This is a genomic window from Paeniglutamicibacter sp. MACA_103 (assembly GCF_045798555.1).
Taxonomy (GTDB): domain Bacteria; phylum Actinomycetota; class Actinomycetes; order Actinomycetales; family Micrococcaceae; genus Paeniglutamicibacter.
Map to the genome: position 1 here is coordinate 145,818 of NZ_JBIXLN010000001.1, position 19,901 is coordinate 165,718.

Consider the following 19,901-nt stretch of genomic DNA (forward strand, 5'->3'; position numbering starts at 1 on the left):
CTCCCCGACGCTTCGGGTGGGAGATGCACGATAAGGGAAGCACCAAGGACACTCCCACCCGGTGCCAGCGCAGCTGTTGCCTGCACGGCACCGGGGAACAGGCGCAATCGCCGGGAGACGAGCACCGAACCAGCCGGAGGCCACAGAGACATGAACACCGCCGATCCCGAGGCCCTGGCACGCGCAGGCCTCACCCACATCATCGAACCCAACGACCAAACCGGAGCCGCCCTCGTCCAGGTCGCCGGGGCCGTCGAAGCCTACCGCCTCATCCACGACCACGCCGGACCGGCCCCCGCACACGAACAACAACAAGTCGCCGAACTGCTCGACGCCCATGGGGCGAGCCGCGCGAGCCTGCGCCTGGACGCCGGACTCGAACGCTGGCGCCCCCGGGCGGCGCTCGCCGACCCCATCACCGACCTCAAGCTCATGGCCAACCTCGGGGGAGGAATCATCCACCCCGCAGACGAGCACTGGCCACAGGGCTTTGAAGCACTGGGACTGGCAGCGCCCCTGGCCCTCTGGTACCGCGGCAACGGCGACCGGGACATCCTGCGCGACCCGGCCCACCTTGCCGCCATCGTCGGATCACGGGACGCCACCGAATATGGACGCACCGTCACCGCGGAACTGGTCCACGGCCTGCGGGCACGGGGAATCTGCATCGTCTCCGGGGGAGCCTACGGCATCGACGCGCAAGCCCACCAAGCCGCGCTCGCCGAAGACCCGCCCATCGATGCCGGCCCGGGCAGATCCCCGCGGCCCGCCACCATTGCCGTGATGGCAGGGGGACTGAACCGCTTCTACCCCGTGGGCAACGACGACCTGCTCATGGCCGTCCACCGCCAGGGCCTCCTCATTGCGGAAGTCGCCCCAGGGGCCACGCCCACCCGCTGGCGCTTCCTCCAACGCAACAGGCTGATAGCCGCCCTGTGCGCGGCAACCATCGTGGCCGAGGCGCGCTGGCGCTCCGGGGCCCTGAGCACCGCACGCCACGCTGCGGAGATCGGCCGCGAGGTAGGTGCCGTCCCGGGGTCGGTCTTCTCCGCAAACTCCGCAGGCTGCCATCGGCTCATCCGCGAGGGAGCGGCAACACTCGTCACCGATGCCGCCGAGGCGCTCGAACTCCTCAAGCTCCCCGACCCCGCGCAAGTTCCACACCCGGGCCCGCAACCCGCACAGGGCGCCAACCCCGGTAGCAGGGAAGAGCAACGCGACTACGATGGGCTGGCCATCCAGGACCTGCTGCTCCTCGACGCCCTGCCCATACGCTCGCCACGGACCGCGGACCAGCTTGCCGCAGTCGCGGGACTCGGCATGGGCTCCATCCTTGGCGGACTCTCCCGCCTGGCCACCCGCGGACTGGCCGAACGCACGGGTATTGGCTGGATACGCCGCTTCCCCAACGGCCGGGAACCCCAACGCGGAGCCCCCACCCCGTCCTGAGGAACGCCGGGTACACATCAACCGGCGTGGCACAGTTGCCCAGGCCCCCGACCCGGGAGACAGTAGAGACGTGCCAGAGCCAATCGAACAAAAAACCGAAACCCCACCGTTGCCCGTCGAGCTCCAAAAAGCCCACGACGGCTTCCTGAGGTACATGGCCCTGGAACGCGAACGCAGCGAGCACACCCTGCGCGCCTACGGCAGCGACATCGCCAACCTCTACGCCTATGCCATTCCGCGCGGTGCAACGACCTTGGCGGGACTCGACCTCACCCTCCTGCGCGCCTGGCTCATGACGCTGCAGGAATCAGGCCTCGCGCGCGCCACCCTGGCACGCCGCTCCGCGACCATCCGCAGCTTCCTCACCTGGGCAGTGCGAGAAAACTTCATTGCCACCAACCCCGCCATCCGCCTGAAGTCACCCAAGCGCGAACAACGCCTCCCTCACATCCTGCAAAACAACCAGATCGAACGGATCTTCCAACCCCTGCCCGAAGCCCCGGGCTCACCGGATGCCAAGACCCCCGAGCAGAGCCGCGAACAGCTTGCGCTCGCCGACCGCGACAAGCTCATCCTCGAGTTGCTCTACGCCACGGCCATCCGCGTGGGGGAGCTGGTGTCGCTGGACATCACCGACATCGACCTGGACCGACGGACCCTGCGGGTCATCGGCAAGGGCAACAAGGAGCGCACGGTGCCTTTCGGGCAGCCGGCCCTGAACGCTGTCGATGACTGGATGCGCCGCGCCCGTCCGGTGTTGAGAACCGACGACTCCGGGCGCGCACTGCTGCTGGGCCGCCGCGGGAAACGGCTAGATGCCCGGCAGGCACGCCAAGTGGTCTCCGACGCCCTGGCGGCACTGGGGGACACCGCCGCCAGGGGGCCCCACGCACTGCGCCACACGGCCGCGACCCACCTGTTGGACCGGGGCGCCGACCTGCGCGCCGTGCAGGAGATTCTGGGGCATTCCTCGCTGGCAACCACTCAGCTCTACACCCATGTTTCGGTCGAACGGCTCAAGGACAGCTACCAAAAGGCCCATCCTCGTGCATAATCCGAGGTCATGGTCGAAAGACGCTGGTCGAACGCCGTATAATCGTGCACAATACTAATCAGGACCTACTGGACTTCGAAACAGGGTTGTTGACGTTGGGGAAGACGTTCCAACAGCACATCGGAGGAAAGCATGTCTGACGCACTGACCAGGGGCGTACTTTTCGTACACTCAGCCCCTTCAGCGCTGTGCCCGCACATCGAGTGGGCGATCGGTTCCGTTGTCGACCAGCGGACCGATCTGCACTGGACCGAGCAGAGCGCTGCCCCGGGCATGTCCCGGTCGGAAGTGAACTGGACCGGCAAGCCCGGCACCGGTGCTCTTTTGGCGTCCGCTCTTCGCGGTTGGGCCCACCTGCGCTACGAGGTCACCGAGGAAGCCAGTCCCGGTGTCGACTCGAGCCGTTGGTCCCACACGCCTGAGCTCGGGATCTTCCACGCCACCACGGACGCCGCCGGCAACATCATGGTCAGCGAGGAACGCATCCGCTGGGCCTACGAAAAGGGCGCCGGCGATCCTGCCATCGTGTACCAGGAGCTCTCCATTGCCCTTGGCGAGGCCTGGGACGAGGAACTCGAGCCCTTCCGCTACGCCGCCGAGGGCGCACCCGTGCGCTGGCTGCACCAGGTCATCTGACCGTTCCCGGGTCTGTCCGCCAACAGCAACACCTCGCGTGGGCCGGATGGTTGACCATTACTCCTGGTCGATGAACCCACCGCTGCACACTTCCACCGGTCGAGAAAACAACTCGAGGCGTTGTCGCCCCGATTTCGCACCGTCCGCACTGCATCGACACAAGTACAACGACAAAGAGCTGTGGCCCGAAGTTCGACTTCGGGCCACAGCTCTTTGGTGATGCAGGCTCAGCCTGCTGGCGTTCTAGACGCTGCGGATGGCAACGACGGCGTTGTGTCCGCCGAAGCCGAACGAGTTGTTCAGGGCCACGATGGAACCCTCCGGCAATTCGCGCGGGGTGCCGACAACGACATCCAACGGGATTTCCGGATCCTGGTTCTCGAGGTTGATCGTCACCGGCGCCTTGCGGTGGTATACGGCGAGCACGGCGAGCACCGACTCAACGGCACCCGAGGCGCCCAGCAGGTGGCCCATCTGCGACTTGGTGGCCGATACGCACACGTTGTCCAGGTGGCTGCCCAGCGCCGCACGCAGGGCCGTGTACTCCGGCTTGTCGCCCACGGGGGTCGAGGTGGCATGCGCGTTGACGTGGACGACGTCCTCGGGCTGGATGCGGCCGTCAAACATGGCCGCCTTCAGGGCACGAGTGGCACCCAGGCCCTCCGGGTCAGGCGCAGTGATGTGGTAGGCGTCGGCAGTCACCGAGGTGCCGGCAAGCTCGGCGTAGATGGTGGCACCGCGGGCAATGGCGTGTTCCTCGGCTTCGAGGACCAGGGCGCCGGCGCCTTCGCCCATGACGAAGCCGTCACGGTCGATGTCGTACGGGCGCGATGCGTGCTCCGGGTCGTCGTTGCGCTTGGACAACGCCTGCATGGCGGCGAACGAGGCCATCGGCATCGGGTGGATGGCGGCTTCCGCGCCACCACACACCACCACGTCCGCCTTGCCCGAACGGATCAGCTCGAGTCCGATGTGCATGGCCTCGGTACCCGAAGCGCAGGCCGACACCGGGGTGTGCGCGCCGGCACGGGCGCCCAAGTCCAGGGACACGGCAGCGGCCGGGCCATTTGGCATCAGCATCGGCACCGTCATCGGCAGTACTCGGCGGGGGCCCTTTTCCTTCAGGGTGTCCCAGGCGTCAAGCAGGGTCCACACGCCACCGATGCCGGTGGCGAAGGCCACGGCCAAGCGGTCGTGGTCGACCGTTTCAATGCCGGAGTCCTTCCAGGCCTCGCGCGCGGCAACCACGGCGAACTGGGTGGACGGGTCCATGCGCTTCATTTCGACACGGGAGAGGACCTCGGAAGCGGGGGTGGACGCCTTGGCGGCAAACTTCACCGGCAGGTTGTAGGTTTCAACCCACTCATCGGGCAGCGTGTGGGCGCCCGAAACACCCTTGAGGGCATTGGCCCACAGGGTCGGGACGTCCCCGCCGATGGGGGTGGTGGCACCAAGGCCGGTGATAACAACTTTGCGAGCCATGTTGAAACTCTCTACTGGTTGGGGCGAAACGGCTAGCGAAGCTAGCACGCGATCCAAGCGTCGGGCCGTGGCCACATGGGCGGTGTCCGGATTGAATCGAAAATCTGGGGATCGGTTACGAAACCGGTAAAGCGGGTCGGACGGCGGGTGCCTTCCAACCGGTAAACATGAAGGGGGAAGCGATGCACCCCTTGAAACGCGAACCCGCGAGGGATTCCGTTTCAAGGGGACGCATCAAAACCTGGCTTAGACCTGCGCGCCGGCGATGAAGTTCACTGCATCGGCAACGGTCTTAAGGTTCTTGACCTCTTCGTCCGGGATCTTCACGTCGAACTTCTCTTCGGCGTTGACGACGATGGTCATCATCGAGATGGAGTCGATGTCCAGGTCCTCGGTGAAGGACTTGTCCATTTCGACCGCTTCGGTCTCCAGACCGGTCTCTTCGTTGACGATCTCGGCCAAGCCGGCCAGAATCTCTTCGTTGCTAGCCATGATGGCTCCTTTTCTGTGTTTGCCGGTAACAAGCCCGACGACTATGCAGACCACAGGTGTGCGGTCCGAATGATGGGTTGTGTCCCTGGGGGTTAAGCCTAGGGCAGGACAACGACCTGTGCGCCAAAGACAAGCCCGGCGCCAAATCCGATTTGCAGGGCCAGGCCGCCGGAGAGCTCGGGGTTCTCCTTGAGCATGTTGTCCATGGCCATGGGGATGGAGGCAGCCGAGGTGTTTCCGGAGGTGGCGATGTCGCGGGCGACAACCACGGTTTCCGGGAGCTTCAGCTGCTTGACCATCTCGTCGATGATCCGCATGTTGGCCTGGTGGGGGATGAAGGCTGCCAGGTCCTCGGCGGTGAGTCCGGCGTCGGCCAGGGCCTTCTTGGCCATCTTGGCCATTTCCCATACTGCCCAGCGGAAGACCGTCTGGCCATCCTGGCGCAGGGTCGGCCAAAGCTGGGCCTCGGTCCCGGCAACCAGGGAGGTGCCTTCGGGGGACGACTCGGCCTGCAGGACGGCGTCGCGCAGGTCCAGCTGGGAGTGGGTCATGCCGATGGCGGACCACTTCGAGCCGTCCGAACCCCAGACCGACGGGGAGATGCCGGGGATGTCCGAGGGGCCGATGACGACAGCGCCTGCGCCATCGCCGAGCAGGAAGGAAATGGTGCGCTCGTGGTTGTCGATGACGTCCGAGAGCTTCTCGGCGCCGACGACCAGCACGTATTCGGCCATGCCGGAACGCACCAGTGCGTCTGCCTGGGCCACGCCATAGCAGTAGCCGGCGCAGGCGGCCGAGATGTCGAAGGCCGGTGCCGGGGTGGCGCCGATGCGGTCGGCCAGGGCCGCGGCGGCGGACGGGGTGGCATAGGGGAAGGTCACGGTGGAGACGATGACTGCACCGATCTGGCTGGCCTCGATGCCGGCCGAAGCCAGGGCGTCGCGGGCGGCACCTTCGGCCATGTCCAGCAGCGAGGTGTTCTCATCGGCGCGCGCGCGGGTCACGATTCCGGTGCGCTGCTGGATCCACTCGTCGGAGGAGTCGATCCACTGGCACACGTCGTCGTTGGTGACGATGACGTCGGGACGGAAGGAGCCCACGCCGTGGATGCGGCTGAATTCGCGCGCGGTGGTTTGGTTCATCACTGCAGTCATGATTCGGGAACTTCCTATGCTTGGGTGTGTTCGAGTACGAAGGCGCGTGCCGCCTCGAGGTCTTCGGGGGACTTCAAGGCCAGGGTCGGGACGCCCTTCAGGCCGCGGCGGGCCAGGCCCACCAAGGTTCCTGCCGGCGCAAGTTCGATGATGCCGGTGACTCCCAGTGCCGCAAGCTGCTCCATGCACTTGTCCCAGCGGACCGGGCGAGAGACCTGGGCGACCAGCGAGGCAAGGTTTGCTTCGCCGCCGGCCACGGCCTGGCCGTCGAAGTTGGACAGCAACGTGGTTGCCGGGTCCTTGGCCTCCAAGGTCGCGGAGAGTTCTTCGAGCACCTGCACGGCCGGGGCCATGTGGTGGGTGTGGAAGGCGCCTGCGACCTTGAGCGGGATCACGCGTGCCTTTGCCGGGGGATTGGCGGCAAAGCCCTCGATTTGCTCCAGAGTGCCGGCGGCAACGATCTGGCCGCCTCCGTTGGCGTTGGCCGGGGTCAGCCCGGCGGCGAGGATTGCGGTGTTGACCTCTTCCGCGTCTCCACCCAGGACCGCGGCCATGCCGGTCGGGGTGGCCGCAGCGGCCAGGGCCATGGCGTTTGCGCGCTCACGCACGAAGACCATCGCGTCCTGTTCGCTGAGTGCGCCGGCCAGGGCGGTGGCGGTGATCTCGCCGACGGAGTGACCGGCAAGCACGGCGTTCGCCGGAAGCGCGTCGCCGAAGAGCGCACGGGCAGCGACGAGGCCGGCCGCCACGATCAGCGGCTGGGCCACCGCGGTGTCCTTGATGGTTTCCTCGTCCGACACCGTCCCGTGGGCGGTCAGGTCGCGCTCCGTGATGGCGGAGAGTTCTGCGAGATGTTCGGAAACACCCGGAACCTCAAGCCACGGAGAGAGGAATCCGGGGGTCTGGGAGCCCTGTCCAGGGCACACGATTGCTAGCACTACTCCAGCTTTCCAAAGATGTCGGTCACGACGGCTGATTTCGCACACCGACTTGTCGGCATGCTTTTGTAGGAAGTCTACAAGGCGGTCGATGTCTTCCGCGGCACCGGTTGCCGCGTTTCGGGCAAGTTTTCCGTTGTTTCGGCATCCAGCCGTCCCACCACCAACGCAGTTTGAAGGACGAACGCCTCGCGCGGAACCAATGGATCCCACCCCGTCACATCACAGACCCTTTTAAGTCTATAGCGCACCGTATTGGCATGGACGAACAGTTCCCGGGCAGTCCCTTCAAGGGAGTGCCCCAGCGACAAGTAGCTCGAGAGCGTCTCGATCAGCCCGTTTCCTGCCTTCAGCAGCGGGTTGTAGATCCCGGCAACCAGCGCCTCGCGGGCCTCGGAGTCGTTGTTCATGACCCGTTCGGGCCACAGGTCATCGGCATCCACCGGACGCGGTGCCAACGGCCAGGCGCGGGCCGCGGCGATGGCGGCAAAGGCCGCCTTGGCGCTGGCCGAGGCCTCCTTGAGCGTGGGTGCCAACGGGCTGTAAACCACCGGTCCCTCGCCGAAGAAGCTGGCGAGCCTATCCAGTCCGGCCCTGTCGGCCTCCACGCCCCCGAGCATCAGGATGGCGCGCTCACCGTGGACGCCGACCAGCGAGTCGCGGGCATAGCGGGCGGCGGCGCGCCGCAGTTCGCTGACGAATCCGACCTGCGAGGAAGCCGGGGTCGCCCCGATCATCACCAGAATGTTTTCGTGCGATTTCCAGCCCACTGCGGCAATCCTGGAGCGCAGCGAATCCTGTGACTCGCCGCGCATCACGGCATCCACCACCAGGGCCTCGAGACGAGAATCCCAGGCGCCGCGGGTCTCCGCGGCGCGGGCGTAGACGTCCGCCGCGGCGAAGGCGACCTCCCGCGAGTAGCGCAGGACCGCCTCGCGCAATTGCGTGTGTTCGGCTTCCGGGGCGATGTCCGGGACCTGGGACTCGACGACCTCGACGATGGTCCGGATCAGCTGGAGGGCCTTTTGCAGGCTGATGGAACGCGTCAATTCGGTGGGGGCCGCGCCGAAGACGTCGTTCAGCACCCACTGGGGGGAGGTGGTGGGGCGCTCGTACCAGGAGACGAACGAGGCGATGCCCTTTTGGGCCACCAGGCCGAGCGCCGCGCGTTCCTCGGGCCGCAGCCCGCGATACCAGGGGAGCGACTGGTCGAGGTGCTTCAGGGCCACGGTGGAAAGTACGCCCAGGTGCTGCTTGAGCCTTTTGAGGGTTTCCGGGCTGGCCTTGGCTTGCCGGAAGGGCCGGATCCGCTGCGAAGGATTCGGCGTTTGCTCATCACTCATAGAACGAGCATACGCACCATCGAGCCAGCTAACTATTTTGTATGGTTCACACAACGAAGACCGATGCCCTACTTCGAGTCGGAGCCTCGTGCCGGAGGGCATTGGCCGGAGGTTCCGTCGGGAGCGATACGATCCGGGCACAAAAACAGCGGTGGCGCGGACCCCCGTGGAAGGGAATCCGCGCCACCGCTGTCGACCGGTGCTCAGGACCGGTTAGGCGTCTCCACCGGCGTTGCCGCTGGTGCCGGCGGTAACGTCGTCGAGCTTGTACTTGGCAAAGGCGGCGGCCGGAGCCGAGGCGTCGACCTCTCCGCGCTTGGCCAGCATCTGCAGCGTGCGAACGACGACCGAGTGCGCGTCGATCTTGTAGAAGCGACGTGCGGCGGCGCGGGTGTCGGAGAAACCGAACCCGTCGGCGCCCAGGGTAGCGAACTCGTTCGGCACGAACTGGCGGATCTGGTCCGGCACGGCCTTCATGTAGTCGGTCACTGCAACGATCGGGCCGGTGGCCCCTGCAAGCTGCTGCGCAACGAAGGGAACGCGCGGTTCGGCGGCCGGATCAAGGAACGACTGCTCCTCGCACTCCAGGCCCTCGCGGCGCAATTCGTTCCAGGAGGTCACGGACCAGACATCGGCCGACACCCCCCAGTCCTCGGCGAGGATGCGCTGGGCTTCGATGGTCCACGGCACTGCCACGCCGGAGGCGAGCAGCTGGGCGCGCGGTCCGTCGACGGTGGCCGGGGAGACCTGGTAGATGCCGCCGAGGATGCCGGCGACGTCGAGGTTCTCCGGTTCCTTGGGCTGCTGGTAGGGCTCGTTGTAGATCGTGATGTAGTACATCACGTTCGGGTCCTCGTGCTTGCCGCCGTACATGCGCTCCAGGCCGGCCTTCATGATGTGGCCGATCTCGTACCCGTAGGCCGGGTCGTAGGTCAGCACAGCAGGGTTGGTGGAGGCAAGGATCGGCGAGTGGCCGTCGGCGTGCTGCAGGCCCTCTCCGGTCAGCGTGGTGCGACCGGCTGTGGCGCCCATGATGAACCCGCGGGCCATCTGGTCCCCGGCGGCCCAGAAGGCATCGCCGGTGCGCTGGAAGCCGAACATCGAGTAGAACACGTAGATCGGGATCAACGGCTCGTCGTGCGTGGCGTAGGCGGTGCCCGCGGCCGTGAACGCCGCAACGGCGCCGGCCTCGTTGATGCCCGGGTGGATCAGCTGTCCGAGCGGGGACTCCTTGTAGGCCAGGACCAGTTCGCGGTCCACCGACAGGTAGTTCTGACCGTCCGGGTTGTAGATCTTCGCGGTCGGGAAGAACGAGTCCATGCCGAAGGTGCGGGACTCATCGGGCACGATCGGGACGACGCGCTTGCCGAATTCCTTGTCGCGCATCAGGTCCTTGAGCAGGCGCACGAAGGCCATGGTGGTGGCGGCCTGCTGCTTGCCCGAGCCGCGTGCGGCGACCTCGTAGGCCTTCTCCTCCGGGAGGTGGATTGCCTTGGACTCGGTCCGGCGCGAAGGCACCGCACCACCCAGGGCCTCGCGGCGCTCCATCATGTACTTGTACTCGGCCGAGTCCTCGGCCGGGCGGTAGTACGGCGGCAGGTACGGGTCGGCTTCAAGCTGCTCGTCGGTGATGGGGATGCGCAGGTGGTCGCGGAAGGCCTTCAGATCCCCGAGCGTCATCTTCTTCATCTGGTGCGTGGCGTTGCGGGCCTCGAAGTGCGGGCCCAGGCCGTAGCCCTTGACGGTCTTGGTGAGGATGACCGTGGGCTTGCCCTTGAACTCGGTGGCTGCCTTGTAGGCCGCGTAGACCTTGTGGTAGTCGTGGCCGCCTCGCTTGAGGTTCCAGATTTCCTCGTCCGTCAGGTTCGCCACCAGTTCCTTGGTCTGCGGGGACTTTCCGAAGAAGTGCTCGCGGACGAAGGCGCCGTTTTCGGCCTTGTAGGTCTGGTAGTCGCCGTCCGGGGTCTGGTTCATGATGTCGACCAGCGAGTTGTCGGTGTCGGCATCGAGCAGGGAATCCCACTCGCGGCCCCACACGACCTTGATGACGTTCCAGCCCGCGCCGCGGAAGAATGCCTCAAGTTCCTGCATGATCTTGCCGTTGCCACGCACCGGTCCGTCGAGGCGCTGCAGGTTGCAGTTGACCACGAAGGTGAGGTTGTCGAGCTTCTCGTTGGCGGCAAGCTGAAGCAGACCGCGCGATTCCGGCTCGTCCATTTCGCCGTCGCCGAGGAATGCCCAGACGTGCTGGTCCGAGGTGTCCTTGATGCCGCGGTTCTGCAGGTAGCGGTTGGACTGCGCCTGGTAGATGGCGTTCATCGGGCCGATGCCCATGGAAACGGTTGGGAATTCCCAGAAGTCCGGCAGGGAGCGCGGGTGCGGGTAGGACGGCAGGGCATGTCCCTCGCGGGACTTTTCCTGGCGGAAGCCGTCCATGTCCTCTTCGCTCAAGCGGCCTTCGAGGAAGGCGCGAGCGTACATGCCGGGGGAGGCGTGGCCCTGGAAGAATACCTGGTCACCGCCGCCCGGGTGGGTCTTGCCGCGGAAGAAGTGGTTGAAGCCCACTTCATACAGCGTCGCCGCTCCGGCGTAGGTGGAAATGTGTCCGCCCACCCCGACACCGGGGCGCTGCCCGCGGTGCACCATGACGGCTGCGTTCCAGCGCATGAAGGCGCGGTAACGTCGTTCGATCTGTTCGTCGCCGGGGAACTCGGGCTCCTGGTCCACCGGAATCGTGTTGACGTAGTCGGTCGTGGTGACCATGGGGACGCCCACGCTCTTGGCGCCAGCGCGCTGGAGCAATGAACGAACAATGTACTGGGCACGCTCGGTGCCTTGGGTTTCGACCAGATCATCGAAGGACTCAATCCATTCGGCGGTCTCCTCCGGATCCCGGTCCGGCAACTGGCTAGTCAAGCCGCTACGGATGTGAGAAATGTGTTCCTCTACAGCCACGTCCATCTTCTCCTCGTTATGGGGTACAGCGGGGACTGCGGGGCGAGCGCAAGATTGCATGACTCGAACCGCAGTGGCGGTGCAAGCGCCAAAGTTGTGGCCCGTTCCCCAAGGGTGGTTGGTCGCGGACCGCCGATTACACTCTAATGCGCATGACGACCCAAAACGTATCCGAGCTCTACACATGCGACGTTTTGGAGTTAACAGGCAATGCGCCGAGAGCCGAAAGTGGGTCGAAGTCATCACTATTTCGGCGTGTTGAAGCCTCTGCGCTTGATGGCAGCGCAAAAAGGGTGTTTGGTTGTAACCAGACGCTTTACAGCAGCAGGAGGAGTGACGTGAGCGACGCCGCACCGGCAAAGCACGAAGCCGCACACAAAATGGGCTTCAAAGACGGGGACCTGATCCAGGAACTCGGGTACGACGACGATGTGGACTTTGATCTGCGCGATTCCCTTGAGGACGCGGTGGGTTCCGAGCTACTGACAGAGGAAGACCACGAGGTTGTGGACGGAATCGTCTACTGGTGGCGCGCCGACGACGGGGATCTGATTGATGCCCTGGTCGATTCGCTGGTCAACTTGGACGAAAAGGGGGTCGTATGGCTCTTGACCCCGAAACCGGGACGAGACGGCCATGTTTCGCCCGCCTCGATCCAGGCAGATGCTCCCACCGCAGGCCTCCATGTCACAAACACCGAGGGTGTTTCGGAGGATTGGTCGGCCACTCGACTCGTTGCGCGCCGCAAGAACTAGCGCGTGGAATCATCAGATCCGGCAGCGGGGGGCTTATCCCCGGTGCCTCGGGCCGGTCAGACGGCCCCGGGTTTTGCACTCCCAAACCAGCACGGTGAACTCATCGAGTCCCGCGCACTGGGGGAGCAGGCCTACTTCCTGGTTTTCTATCCGTTCGCGTTTTCCGCGGTCTGCGGGTCGGAACTGGAAGAGCTCGAAAGGGTTCGTGAGGAATTTGCCGCAGCAAACGCCCGCATCATGGGTGTTTCGGTGGATCACAAATTCGCATTGCGCACCTACGCAGACCAGGCCCATTTCGGGTTTGACCTGTTGGCCGATTTCTGGCCGCACGGTGCCGTAGCGAAGAGCTATGGCGCTTTCAATACCGAGTCCGGCGCGGCAACGCGCCACACGTTCCTCATCCAGAAGGGACGTGTGGTGGATTCGTTTAGTTCACCCATCCATCAGGCGCGCGCCATCGCGCGCTACCGAGAGGCGATGGACCTACTCACTTCATAGTTGTCGATAATCTTTGCGTCTATTCGACAGCTCGGGCGGGTACGTTGCCACAGTCATATTCTTGTCACGAACACTTCCGGCGGATTATCAACCAAACGAATTCAGTAGTGCCAGGGCCTTTAGCTCAGCTGGTAGAGCGTCACGTTTACACCGTGAATGTCATCGGTTCGATCCCGGTAGGGCCCACTCAAAGTTGCATGCCAGGACTCGCATCCTCGCGGGATGGGCCGAGTTCACGTTCCGCCTTGTTGCCTCGTGTTGGCTCCATATGGGCGGCGAGAGTTTCGGCCATCGTCGGGCATGCCTGCTCGTCGCCAGTCCCTTCGAGATGCCTATTGAGAGTTGCTGAGAGAGCCTGTTGTTGCCGCCTTCGGCGTGCATATAGGCACGGCAGCCCCAGAAGAAATCTGTGATGGAAATTCCCGATCATGACCCACGGCCAGAATCCCGGGTGCTGCCCCAGGGCGGTTGGTACACGTTGGACGTGACGGGGAAGGGAATCTCGCAGGTTCAAGCCGCAAGAGACCTCATACCAACAAAAACACCCATCAACATTGCCTTCCTTGGCAATGAGGACCATGCCCAACGCATCAATGCGGCACGCTTCATACGGGAGTGTGGCTATGAACCTGTCCCGATCATTTCCTCGCGCCGTCTGAGTTCCGAGAAGGACCGCGATGAGCTGCTGGGGGCCTTGATCGAAGCGGCTGCGCCATCACGCTTCATTTTTGTCGGCGGCGACCCGGCGGCTCCGGCCGGCCCCTACCGGGACTCCATCGCCCTGCTGGGAAGCACTGTCCTGGAACGTCACTCCATCCGCCACGTCGGCATCGTGGGTTACCCGGAAGGCCATCTGCTAATCGACACCGCCACACTCTGGTCCAGCTTGAAGTGGAAGATTGACAGTCTTCAGGCGACCGGATGTTCCGTCGAAATCACGACGCAATTCGGATTCGACGCCGATGCCGTGGTGCGATGGCTCGAGCGATTGCGGCACGAGGGAATCGAGGCGCCCGTTCGGATTGGCGTGCCGGGACCCGCCACGGTCGGAAAGCTCGTCGGGTTCGCCCGGCAATTTGGCGTGGAGCCATCGGCTGAAATTGCGCGGCAGTACGGCCTGGCGACGGACGAGCCGAGCCAGGTTATCGGTGCGGAGCGGTTTTGGGATCGACTCGCGACCGGGCTTGCCGAGGGGGATCTCGGAAGCATCCTGTACCACCTGTATCCGTTCGGCGGGATGTCGGAAGGTGTTCAGTGGATGAACAGCCATATGGCTCCGAACCGAACATGCACGTAGGAGCCTGGGCGCAGGGCCTCTGCAAGCCGAACAAGTGCCCATCGAATTCCGTTGCCTGGGGCGACCTAGTCAAAATTTTCCAGGCACAAAGTTCGCCTGTTCAATGGCAAGCCATCGCGCCAAACTATGCAGACACCCCAAACCGGAATGAAGTGCCGACGCACGCATAGGGTCCGCTTCGGCGCCCCGGCACGCAAATTGACGCCGTCCGCAGTTATCGAGACAGGCCGCGCGGGATCGATCGGGTACCCATGGCGCGAGGATGCCCCGTGCACTGCGCCGTGATTCTCGTAACAAAATGCCCGCCTCAGCGTCCAATGGGCCGCCTCGTGTTACGCGGGCCATTCATGCTCGAGGTCTCCCTGTCCATGGAATGAGACACTCTTCGCGAGCCCTTTCAGATTTATCCATTGGCAAAATGGCCTGCCCCATGACTACAAGGAGTAGCAATGTCACACGCACCCAGCGAAGCGACCATGGTTGAAATCACGAAGCTGATCGGCTTCGACACCACGAGCCGGGACAGCAACCTGCCCTTGATCGACTACGTCGTCGGGCGGCTGGAAGCCCTCGGCATCGAATCGACCCTGGTCCACAACGCTGAAGGCACCAAGGCCAACCTCCTGGCGACCATCCCCGCCGTCGACGGCACCCGCACCGGCGGCATTGTGCTTTCGGGACACACCGACGTCGTCCCGGTCGACGGCCAGGCGTGGAGCAGCGACCCGTTCGTCCCCGAGATCCGTGACGGCAAGCTCTACGCTCGTGGCACCAGCGACATGAAGTCCTTCGTCGCCGTGATCATGGCCAAGCTGGAAACGATCACCCAGGCCAAACTGAGCGAACCGATCCACCTGGCCTTCTCCTACGACGAGGAAGTCGGATGCATCGGCGCCGTAGACCTGGTCGCCGCCATCACCGAGGCCGGGCTGAACCCGCGCGGATGCATCGTGGGGGAGCCCACCAGCATGCGCGTGGTCCGAGGCCACAAGTCCGTCAACGTCATCCGCGTCGACTTCCACGGAGTCGCGGCCCATTCGTCCCTGACCACGCAGGGCGTCAACGCGATTTCCGCCGCCGCTGCGTTCACCGCCTTCGTCGACTCCGCCGCCCGTGAATTCACCCAGGACGGCCCGTTCGACGATGCGTTCATCGTCCCGCACACCACCACCACGGTGAACAAGATCGAGGGTGGCATCGCGGTCAACACGATCCCGGCCGAATGCACGCTCCACTTCGAGTTCCGCTCGATTGCGGCCGACGACCCGACCGAGCTCATCGAGCGTTTCCGCGCAGAGGCCAAGCGCATCGAGGCCGACCTGCAGCTGCAGAACGCCGTGGCCCGCGTCGAATTCACCGTGCTGGCCCAGACCCCCGGCCTGGACACCCCGGAAGACGCCGGAATCGTCGCCCTGGCGGCCGAACTGGGTGGCACCGCCAGCCCGGACAAGGCCACCTACGGCACCGAGGCCGGCTTGTTCTTCAACGCCGGCATTCCGACCGTGGTCTGCGGTCCCGGCGACATCGCCCAGGCCCATGCCCCGGACGAGTTCATCGAGCTGGACCAAATCGCGCAGTGCGAGGCATTCATTGAGAACCTCATTGCCTCGCTGAGCGCCTGATTTTTCGCGCAACACCCCCACATTCACATACTGCCCTAGGAACACCACATGGCTGAGGCATTAACTGTCACCCCACAGCAGCTCGCAGCTGCCAAAAAGGCGGTGATCAGCAGTTCCATCGGCGCCGCCCTGGAATGGTTCGACATCATCGTCTACGCAACCTTCGCGGTCGTCATCGCCGAGAACTTCTTCCCGGATTCCGACGGCACCGTCGCGTTGCTGCTGACCTTCGCGACCTTCGCGATTTCGTACCTGATCCGTCCGCTGGGCGGCATGGTGCTGGGCAGCTATGCCGACCGCAAGGGCCGGAAGAACGCGCTGACCCTGACGCTGATGCTGATGATGGTCGGCACGCTGATCATGGCACTGGCACCCACCTACGCGATGGTGGGCATCTGGGGTGCGGTGATCATCCTGCTCTCGCGACTGATCCAGGGCTTCTCCGCCGGCGGAGAGTTCGGCACCGCAACCGCGTTCCTCATCGAGACCGCCCCGCACAGGAAGGCCTACTACTCCTCGTGGCAGGTCGCCAGCCAGGGCGCCTCGATGCTGCTGGCCTCGGCCTTCGGCTACGGATTGACCCAGTGGCTGTCCGAGGAGGCACTCTACAGCTGGGGCTGGCGCGTGCCGTTCTTCGTGGGCCTGCTGATCGGCCCCGTGGGCCTGTACATCCGTGCGCGGCTCGCCGAGACCGAGGAATTCGTCAACAGCGAGAAGACCAAGACGCCGTTGAAGGACCTGGCGGTGCACCACTACGGGCGCCTGCTTGCCGGCTCCGCGGTGATTGGCGTGGCCACCATTTCGGTCTACATGATCCTGTACATGCCGACCTTTGCCGTGAAGAACCTGAACATCCCCGCCACCGCGGCGTTCCTGGGCGGCGTCGTGGCCGGCATGGTCGTTCTCATAGGTGTTCCATTCGTGGGGCACCTGGCCGACCGGGTGGGTCCGGCGAAGGTCATGACCTACTCCGCGATCGCCGCGTTGCTGTTGGCCTGGCCGCTCTTCCAGCTGATGGTCACCAATCCGACGGTGCCGGTGCTGATCATCGTGATCGCCCTGTTGGGCGTGCTCATGGCCTTCTACTTCGGCCCGCTGCCGGCGCTGTTGTCATCGCTGTTCCCGGCGGCCATCCGTGGCACGGGCCTAGCCGTCACCTACAACGTCGGCGTGACCCTGCTCGGCGGCATCGCGCCGCTCGTGTTGACCTGGCTGCTCAGCGTCACGGGTTCGCTGAACGCGCCCAGCCTCTATTACATGGCGATTGCCGTGATCTCGCTCGTAGGCCTGTACTTCGTGCGCAAGCGCTACAACCAACGCTAGTCCGCTGCGGTGCGGGGTGTCGGTTCGTCGTTTTCAGGGACGTGCCGACACCCCGCTCAGCCCGGCCGGGTCAACCTTCCCAGCTGCAGGACGGGGCGAGACACGGCGCATCGGAGGAACTGATTTGCCAAGTCAGGGAAGTCTGTATTAGATTATCTTCTTGTTGCAACGCACTCGATCGGAATTTTTCCGGCCAGGTGGTTGCTTCTGGGGCCTTTAGCTCAGCTGGTAGAGCGTCACGTTTACACCGTGAATGTCATCGGTTCGATCCCGGTAGGGCCCACAGGCAAGATCCCTCGGGGTAAGCGACGGAAGTCGTTTACCCCGAGGGATCTTTTCGTTAAGCCGAACGCGCCGATGCGCCGGGCTGGAGGTCACCCCCCGTGCCCGCCTGAAAAGGTGGTTCGGGGGAGAAGGTCAGTTGCCGGTAATGTCCTTGGCCGCATCCTTCACGTGTTCCCCGGCCTGCTTGGCCTTTGCTGAGGCCTGGTCCTTGAGGCCTTCGGCCTGCAACTGTTCGTTATCCGTGGCGTCACCAAGCTTTTCCTTGGCCTGGCCTGCGACTTCCTGTGCCTTGTTGCTGATCTTGTCTCCGAGTCCCATGGTGGAATTCCCTTCGTTGATCTTGCCTGGACCCTCCCCACGCTAGGAAGCCGACCTTGGAATTTTCTGGGAACAGTCGGGAAAGGGTCGAAAGGCGGCTGCCACTGCCCTCGTCCATGGCCGTTGCATCCGCATGATGGCGGCGATTGCGGGCATGCGGGAGGCGTTCCAAAGATTGTGGAAAAAGGTCGGTTGACACCCACGCGGGCGGGCCCTATTCTGTATAAATCAGATTTATGTTGGGCATCACGTTGTTATGTCGGACATTACTTTCGGATCCACGATGGAGTGACGATGAACAGCCTTGCCAACCCGCCCATGATCGTCATGGGCGTTTCCGGATGCGGCAAATCGACGGTGGGCAACATGCTGGCCGAAGAACTCGGCGCGACGTTCATTGACGGTGACGATCTTCACCCGGTATCCAACAAGGTGAAGATGGCTGCCGGCCAGCCACTCGATGACAGCGACCGCGAACCGTGGCTCGCAACCATTGGGGAAGCGTTGTCAAAGAGCTCCGAAAGCGGCATCCCGGCGGTCATCGCATGTTCCGCACTCAAGCGCAGCTATCGCGACCTGCTGCGTGCCCATGAGCCGGCCACACTCTTCATCCACCTGCGCGGCACGGCTGACCTCATTCAGCATCGGCTTGACGAGCGCAACCATGAATACATGCCCTCGACCCTGCTCGCCTCGCAGCTGAACACCTTGGAAGCCATCGAAGCCGACGAACCCGCCATCGAAGTGGACGTCAGCCAGAGCCCGGCAGATATCGTGGCCCACGTGGCCAGCACCCTCAAGACCCGCTAGCCTCCGGAACCGCCTGGTTCCATTCACACCACCGACACACTTACACCTCCGAAGGACAATGATGACCGAAGAGTTAGTCATGAACTGGACGCTGGGCACACCCGCGCTCCTCTCCATTGCCGTGGGCGCGATCCTGCTGCTGCTTCTGTTCATAATCAAATGGCGCATCCACGCGTTCGTGGCGCTGGTCGTCATCTCACTGCTGACGGCTGTGGCCACCGGCATCCCGGTGGGATCCGTGATACCGACACTGACCGGCGGATTCGGCGGCACTCTGGCCTCCGTTGCCCTGCTGGTCGGCCTGGGCGCCATGCTCGGGCGCATGCTCGAGACCAGTGGCGGAGCCGAGGTGCTCACCAATGCGTTGATCAACAAGTTCGGCGAGAAGCGCGCACCGCTGGCCCTGTCCGTCGCCTCGCTGCTCTTCGGCTTCCCGATCTTCTTCGACGCCGGCCTGGTCGTCATGCTGCCGATCATCTTCACCGTGGCACGCCGCCTGGGCGGCTCCTTCCTGGGCTACGCCTTCCCGGCCGCCACCGCCTTCTCCGTCATGCACATCTTCGTGCCGCCGCACCCGGGCCCGGTTGCCGCCTCCGGCCTGCTTGAGGCCAATGTCGGCCTGGTGCTGCTGCTCGGCCTCGTCGTCGCGCTGCCGACCTGGTACGTCGCCGGCCACCTCTACGGCAAGTACGTGGGCCGCAAGTTCAACATCGCCATCCCCGACATCCTGGCCGGCACCGAGCAGGAGCAGCACGACTTCGCCTCCAAGCCGAAGCTGGGCACCGTGGTGACCCTGCTGCTGCTCCCGCTGATCCTGATCTTCATGAACACCGGACTGAACACCCTGGCCTCCGCCGGGATCGTGGACAAGGGCACCCAATGGGTCCAGATCCTGCGCCTGGTCGGCGAAACCCCGGTCGCGCTGCTGATCACCGTGCTGCTGGGCATGTATCTGCTGGGCTACAAGCAGAACAAGGACAAGACCCTCGTCGAGACCGTGGTCGACTCCGCGCTCGGCCCGGTCTGCTCGATCATCCTGATCACCGGCGCCGGCGGCATGTTCGGTGCCGTGCTTCGCGCCGGTGGCATCGGCGACGCCGTGGCCGACTCGCTCGACGCCCTCGGCCTGCCGATCATCGTCGCCGGCTTCATCATCGCCGCCGTGGTGCGCGTCGCCCAGGGTTCGGCCACCGTCGCCCTGACCACCGCCGCCGCCATCATCCAGCCCGTTGTGGTGGGCAACGCCGACTTGAACCAGATCGAGGTCGTGGCCATCGTGCTGGCACTTGCCGCCGGCTCCGTCTTCGCCGGCCACGTCAACGATTCCGGCTTCTGGCTGGTCAGCCGCTTCTTCGGCATGGACGTCAAGACCACGTTGAAGGTCTGGACCGTCGGACAGGCACTGGTCGGCGTCGTCGGCTTCGCCATCGCGTACTTCATCTACGCCGTCGCCGCGGCGTTCTAGCCGCGCTCCCTCCAACAACACCAAG

General features: G+C 64.5%; 17 protein-coding genes and 2 tRNA genes. 12 read left to right on the plus strand and 7 right to left on the minus strand.

Features of this window, described 5'->3' with window-relative positions; all coding sequences use genetic code 11:
• The first annotated feature begins 150 nt into the window (after window positions 1-150).
• The 3 genes from ACIPVK_RS00640 to ACIPVK_RS00650 all read left to right on the plus strand — a co-directional run bounded on the left by ACIPVK_RS00640 (window position 151) and on the right by ACIPVK_RS00650 (window position 3,139).
• Window positions 151-1,449 carry a DNA-processing protein DprA gene (locus tag ACIPVK_RS00640; protein ID WP_407610051.1) on the plus strand — a complete coding sequence of 433 codons (1,299 nt, stop codon included), beginning with the start codon at window positions 151-153 and terminating at the stop codon, window positions 1,447-1,449.
• A 70-nt stretch (window positions 1,450-1,519) separates the two neighbouring features.
• The gene (locus tag ACIPVK_RS00645; protein WP_407610052.1) at window positions 1,520-2,503 is read left to right on the plus strand and encodes a tyrosine recombinase XerC; all 984 of its coding nucleotides are present in this window, start codon (window positions 1,520-1,522) and stop codon (window positions 2,501-2,503) included.
• 132 nt (window positions 2,504-2,635) lie between these two features.
• A complete protein-coding gene (locus tag ACIPVK_RS00650; RefSeq protein WP_407610053.1) occupies window positions 2,636-3,139 on the plus strand; it encodes a DUF3145 domain-containing protein in 504 nt (167 codons plus the stop codon).
• 243 nt (window positions 3,140-3,382) lie between these two features.
• Here ACIPVK_RS00650 and ACIPVK_RS00655 read toward each other — a convergent pair whose 3' ends face one another.
• The 6 genes from ACIPVK_RS00655 to aceE all read right to left on the minus strand — a co-directional run bounded on the left by ACIPVK_RS00655 (window position 3,383) and on the right by aceE (window position 11,509).
• Complete coding sequence (locus ACIPVK_RS00655; RefSeq protein WP_407610054.1) at window positions 3,383-4,621, minus strand: beta-ketoacyl-[acyl-carrier-protein] synthase family protein; 1,239 nt, start codon at window positions 4,619-4,621, stop codon at window positions 3,383-3,385.
• Window positions 4,622-4,867: 246 nt separating this feature from the next.
• Window positions 4,868-5,113: an acyl carrier protein gene (locus ACIPVK_RS00660; RefSeq protein WP_217388104.1), complete on the minus strand. Its 246-nt coding sequence runs from the start codon at window positions 5,111-5,113 to the stop codon at window positions 4,868-4,870.
• Between the two features lie 98 nt (window positions 5,114-5,211).
• Window positions 5,212-6,267, minus strand: a complete 1,056-nt coding sequence (locus ACIPVK_RS00665) for a beta-ketoacyl-ACP synthase III (protein WP_407610055.1) — start codon at window positions 6,265-6,267, stop codon at window positions 5,212-5,214.
• A 14-nt stretch (window positions 6,268-6,281) separates the two neighbouring features.
• Complete coding sequence (locus tag ACIPVK_RS00670; protein WP_407610056.1) at window positions 6,282-7,205, minus strand: ACP S-malonyltransferase; 924 nt, start codon at window positions 7,203-7,205, stop codon at window positions 6,282-6,284.
• A 77-nt stretch (window positions 7,206-7,282) separates the two neighbouring features.
• Window positions 7,283-8,548 carry a PucR family transcriptional regulator gene (locus tag ACIPVK_RS00675; protein ID WP_407610057.1) on the minus strand — a complete coding sequence of 422 codons (1,266 nt, stop codon included), beginning with the start codon at window positions 8,546-8,548 and terminating at the stop codon, window positions 7,283-7,285.
• 213 nt (window positions 8,549-8,761) lie between these two features.
• Complete coding sequence (aceE, locus tag ACIPVK_RS00680) at window positions 8,762-11,509, minus strand: pyruvate dehydrogenase (acetyl-transferring), homodimeric type (protein WP_407610058.1); 2,748 nt, start codon at window positions 11,507-11,509, stop codon at window positions 8,762-8,764.
• 374 nt (window positions 11,510-11,883) lie between these two features.
• Between aceE and ACIPVK_RS00685 the strand changes: the two genes are divergently transcribed.
• From ACIPVK_RS00685 to ACIPVK_RS00715, 7 genes are all read left to right on the plus strand, one after another.
• Window positions 11,884-12,258 carry a DUF3052 domain-containing protein gene (locus tag ACIPVK_RS00685; RefSeq protein ID WP_407610104.1) on the plus strand — a complete coding sequence of 125 codons (375 nt, stop codon included), beginning with the start codon at window positions 11,884-11,886 and terminating at the stop codon, window positions 12,256-12,258.
• A gap of 3 nt (window positions 12,259-12,261) precedes the next feature.
• Window positions 12,262-12,756 (plus strand): redoxin domain-containing protein, encoded by a 495-nt coding sequence (locus ACIPVK_RS00690; protein WP_407610059.1) that lies wholly within the window; start codon window positions 12,262-12,264, stop codon window positions 12,754-12,756.
• Window positions 12,757-12,869: 113 nt separating this feature from the next.
• A tRNA-Val gene (locus ACIPVK_RS00695) sits at window positions 12,870-12,942 on the plus strand.
• 226 nt (window positions 12,943-13,168) lie between these two features.
• On the plus strand, window positions 13,169-14,053 hold the full coding sequence (locus tag ACIPVK_RS00700; RefSeq protein ID WP_407610060.1) for a methylenetetrahydrofolate reductase: 885 nt from the start codon (window positions 13,169-13,171) through the stop codon (window positions 14,051-14,053).
• Window positions 14,054-14,502: 449 nt separating this feature from the next.
• On the plus strand, window positions 14,503-15,675 hold the full coding sequence (argE, locus tag ACIPVK_RS00705) for an acetylornithine deacetylase (RefSeq protein WP_407610061.1): 1,173 nt from the start codon (window positions 14,503-14,505) through the stop codon (window positions 15,673-15,675).
• Between the two features lie 48 nt (window positions 15,676-15,723).
• Complete coding sequence (locus tag ACIPVK_RS00710) at window positions 15,724-16,998, plus strand: MFS transporter (RefSeq protein ID WP_407610062.1); 1,275 nt, start codon at window positions 15,724-15,726, stop codon at window positions 16,996-16,998.
• Between the two features lie 210 nt (window positions 16,999-17,208).
• Window positions 17,209-17,281, plus strand: a tRNA-Val gene (locus ACIPVK_RS00715).
• Window positions 17,282-17,415: 134 nt separating this feature from the next.
• Here the strand turns inward: ACIPVK_RS00715 and ACIPVK_RS00720 are convergent.
• Window positions 17,416-17,601: a CsbD family protein gene (locus ACIPVK_RS00720; protein WP_407610063.1), complete on the minus strand. Its 186-nt coding sequence runs from the start codon at window positions 17,599-17,601 to the stop codon at window positions 17,416-17,418.
• A gap of 294 nt (window positions 17,602-17,895) precedes the next feature.
• Between ACIPVK_RS00720 and ACIPVK_RS00725 the strand changes: the two genes are divergently transcribed.
• Both ACIPVK_RS00725 and ACIPVK_RS00730 read left to right on the plus strand, forming a co-directional pair.
• On the plus strand, window positions 17,896-18,411 hold the full coding sequence (locus tag ACIPVK_RS00725) for a gluconokinase (protein WP_407610064.1): 516 nt from the start codon (window positions 17,896-17,898) through the stop codon (window positions 18,409-18,411).
• Between the two features lie 61 nt (window positions 18,412-18,472).
• Window positions 18,473-19,876: a GntP family permease gene (locus ACIPVK_RS00730; protein WP_407610065.1), complete on the plus strand. Its 1,404-nt coding sequence runs from the start codon at window positions 18,473-18,475 to the stop codon at window positions 19,874-19,876.
• Window positions 19,877-19,901 lie beyond the last annotated feature (25 nt).

Bases quoted from the DNA above. Each gene is read 5' to 3' on its own strand.
- ACIPVK_RS00710 (WP_407610062.1), top strand. From the start codon at position 15,724: ATGGCTGAGGCATTAACTGTCACCCCACAGCAGCTCGCAGCTGCCAAA.
- ACIPVK_RS00650 (WP_407610053.1), top strand. From the start codon at position 2,636: ATGTCTGACGCACTGACCAGGGGCGTACTTTTCGTACACTCAGCCCCT.
- ACIPVK_RS00640 (WP_407610051.1), top strand. From the start codon at position 151: ATGAACACCGCCGATCCCGAGGCCCTGGCACGCGCAGGCCTCACCCAC.
- ACIPVK_RS00655 (WP_407610054.1), bottom strand. From the start codon at position 4,621: ATGGCTCGCAAAGTTGTTATCACCGGCCTTGGTGCCACCACCCCCATC.
- ACIPVK_RS00665 (WP_407610055.1), bottom strand. From the start codon at position 6,267: ATGACTGCAGTGATGAACCAAACCACCGCGCGCGAATTCAGCCGCATC.
- ACIPVK_RS00675 (WP_407610057.1), bottom strand. From the start codon at position 8,548: ATGAGTGATGAGCAAACGCCGAATCCTTCGCAGCGGATCCGGCCCTTC.
- ACIPVK_RS00685 (WP_407610104.1), top strand. From the start codon at position 11,884: ATGGGCTTCAAAGACGGGGACCTGATCCAGGAACTCGGGTACGACGAC.
- ACIPVK_RS00660 (WP_217388104.1), bottom strand. From the start codon at position 5,113: ATGGCTAGCAACGAAGAGATTCTGGCCGGCTTGGCCGAGATCGTCAAC.
- ACIPVK_RS00700 (WP_407610060.1), top strand. From the start codon at position 13,169: ATGGAAATTCCCGATCATGACCCACGGCCAGAATCCCGGGTGCTGCCC.
- ACIPVK_RS00720 (WP_407610063.1), bottom strand. From the start codon at position 17,601: ATGGGACTCGGAGACAAGATCAGCAACAAGGCACAGGAAGTCGCAGGC.
- ACIPVK_RS00725 (WP_407610064.1), top strand. From the start codon at position 17,896: ATGAACAGCCTTGCCAACCCGCCCATGATCGTCATGGGCGTTTCCGGA.
- aceE (WP_407610058.1), bottom strand. From the start codon at position 11,509: ATGGACGTGGCTGTAGAGGAACACATTTCTCACATCCGTAGCGGCTTG.
- argE (WP_407610061.1), top strand. From the start codon at position 14,503: ATGTCACACGCACCCAGCGAAGCGACCATGGTTGAAATCACGAAGCTG.
- ACIPVK_RS00730 (WP_407610065.1), top strand. From the start codon at position 18,473: ATGACCGAAGAGTTAGTCATGAACTGGACGCTGGGCACACCCGCGCTC.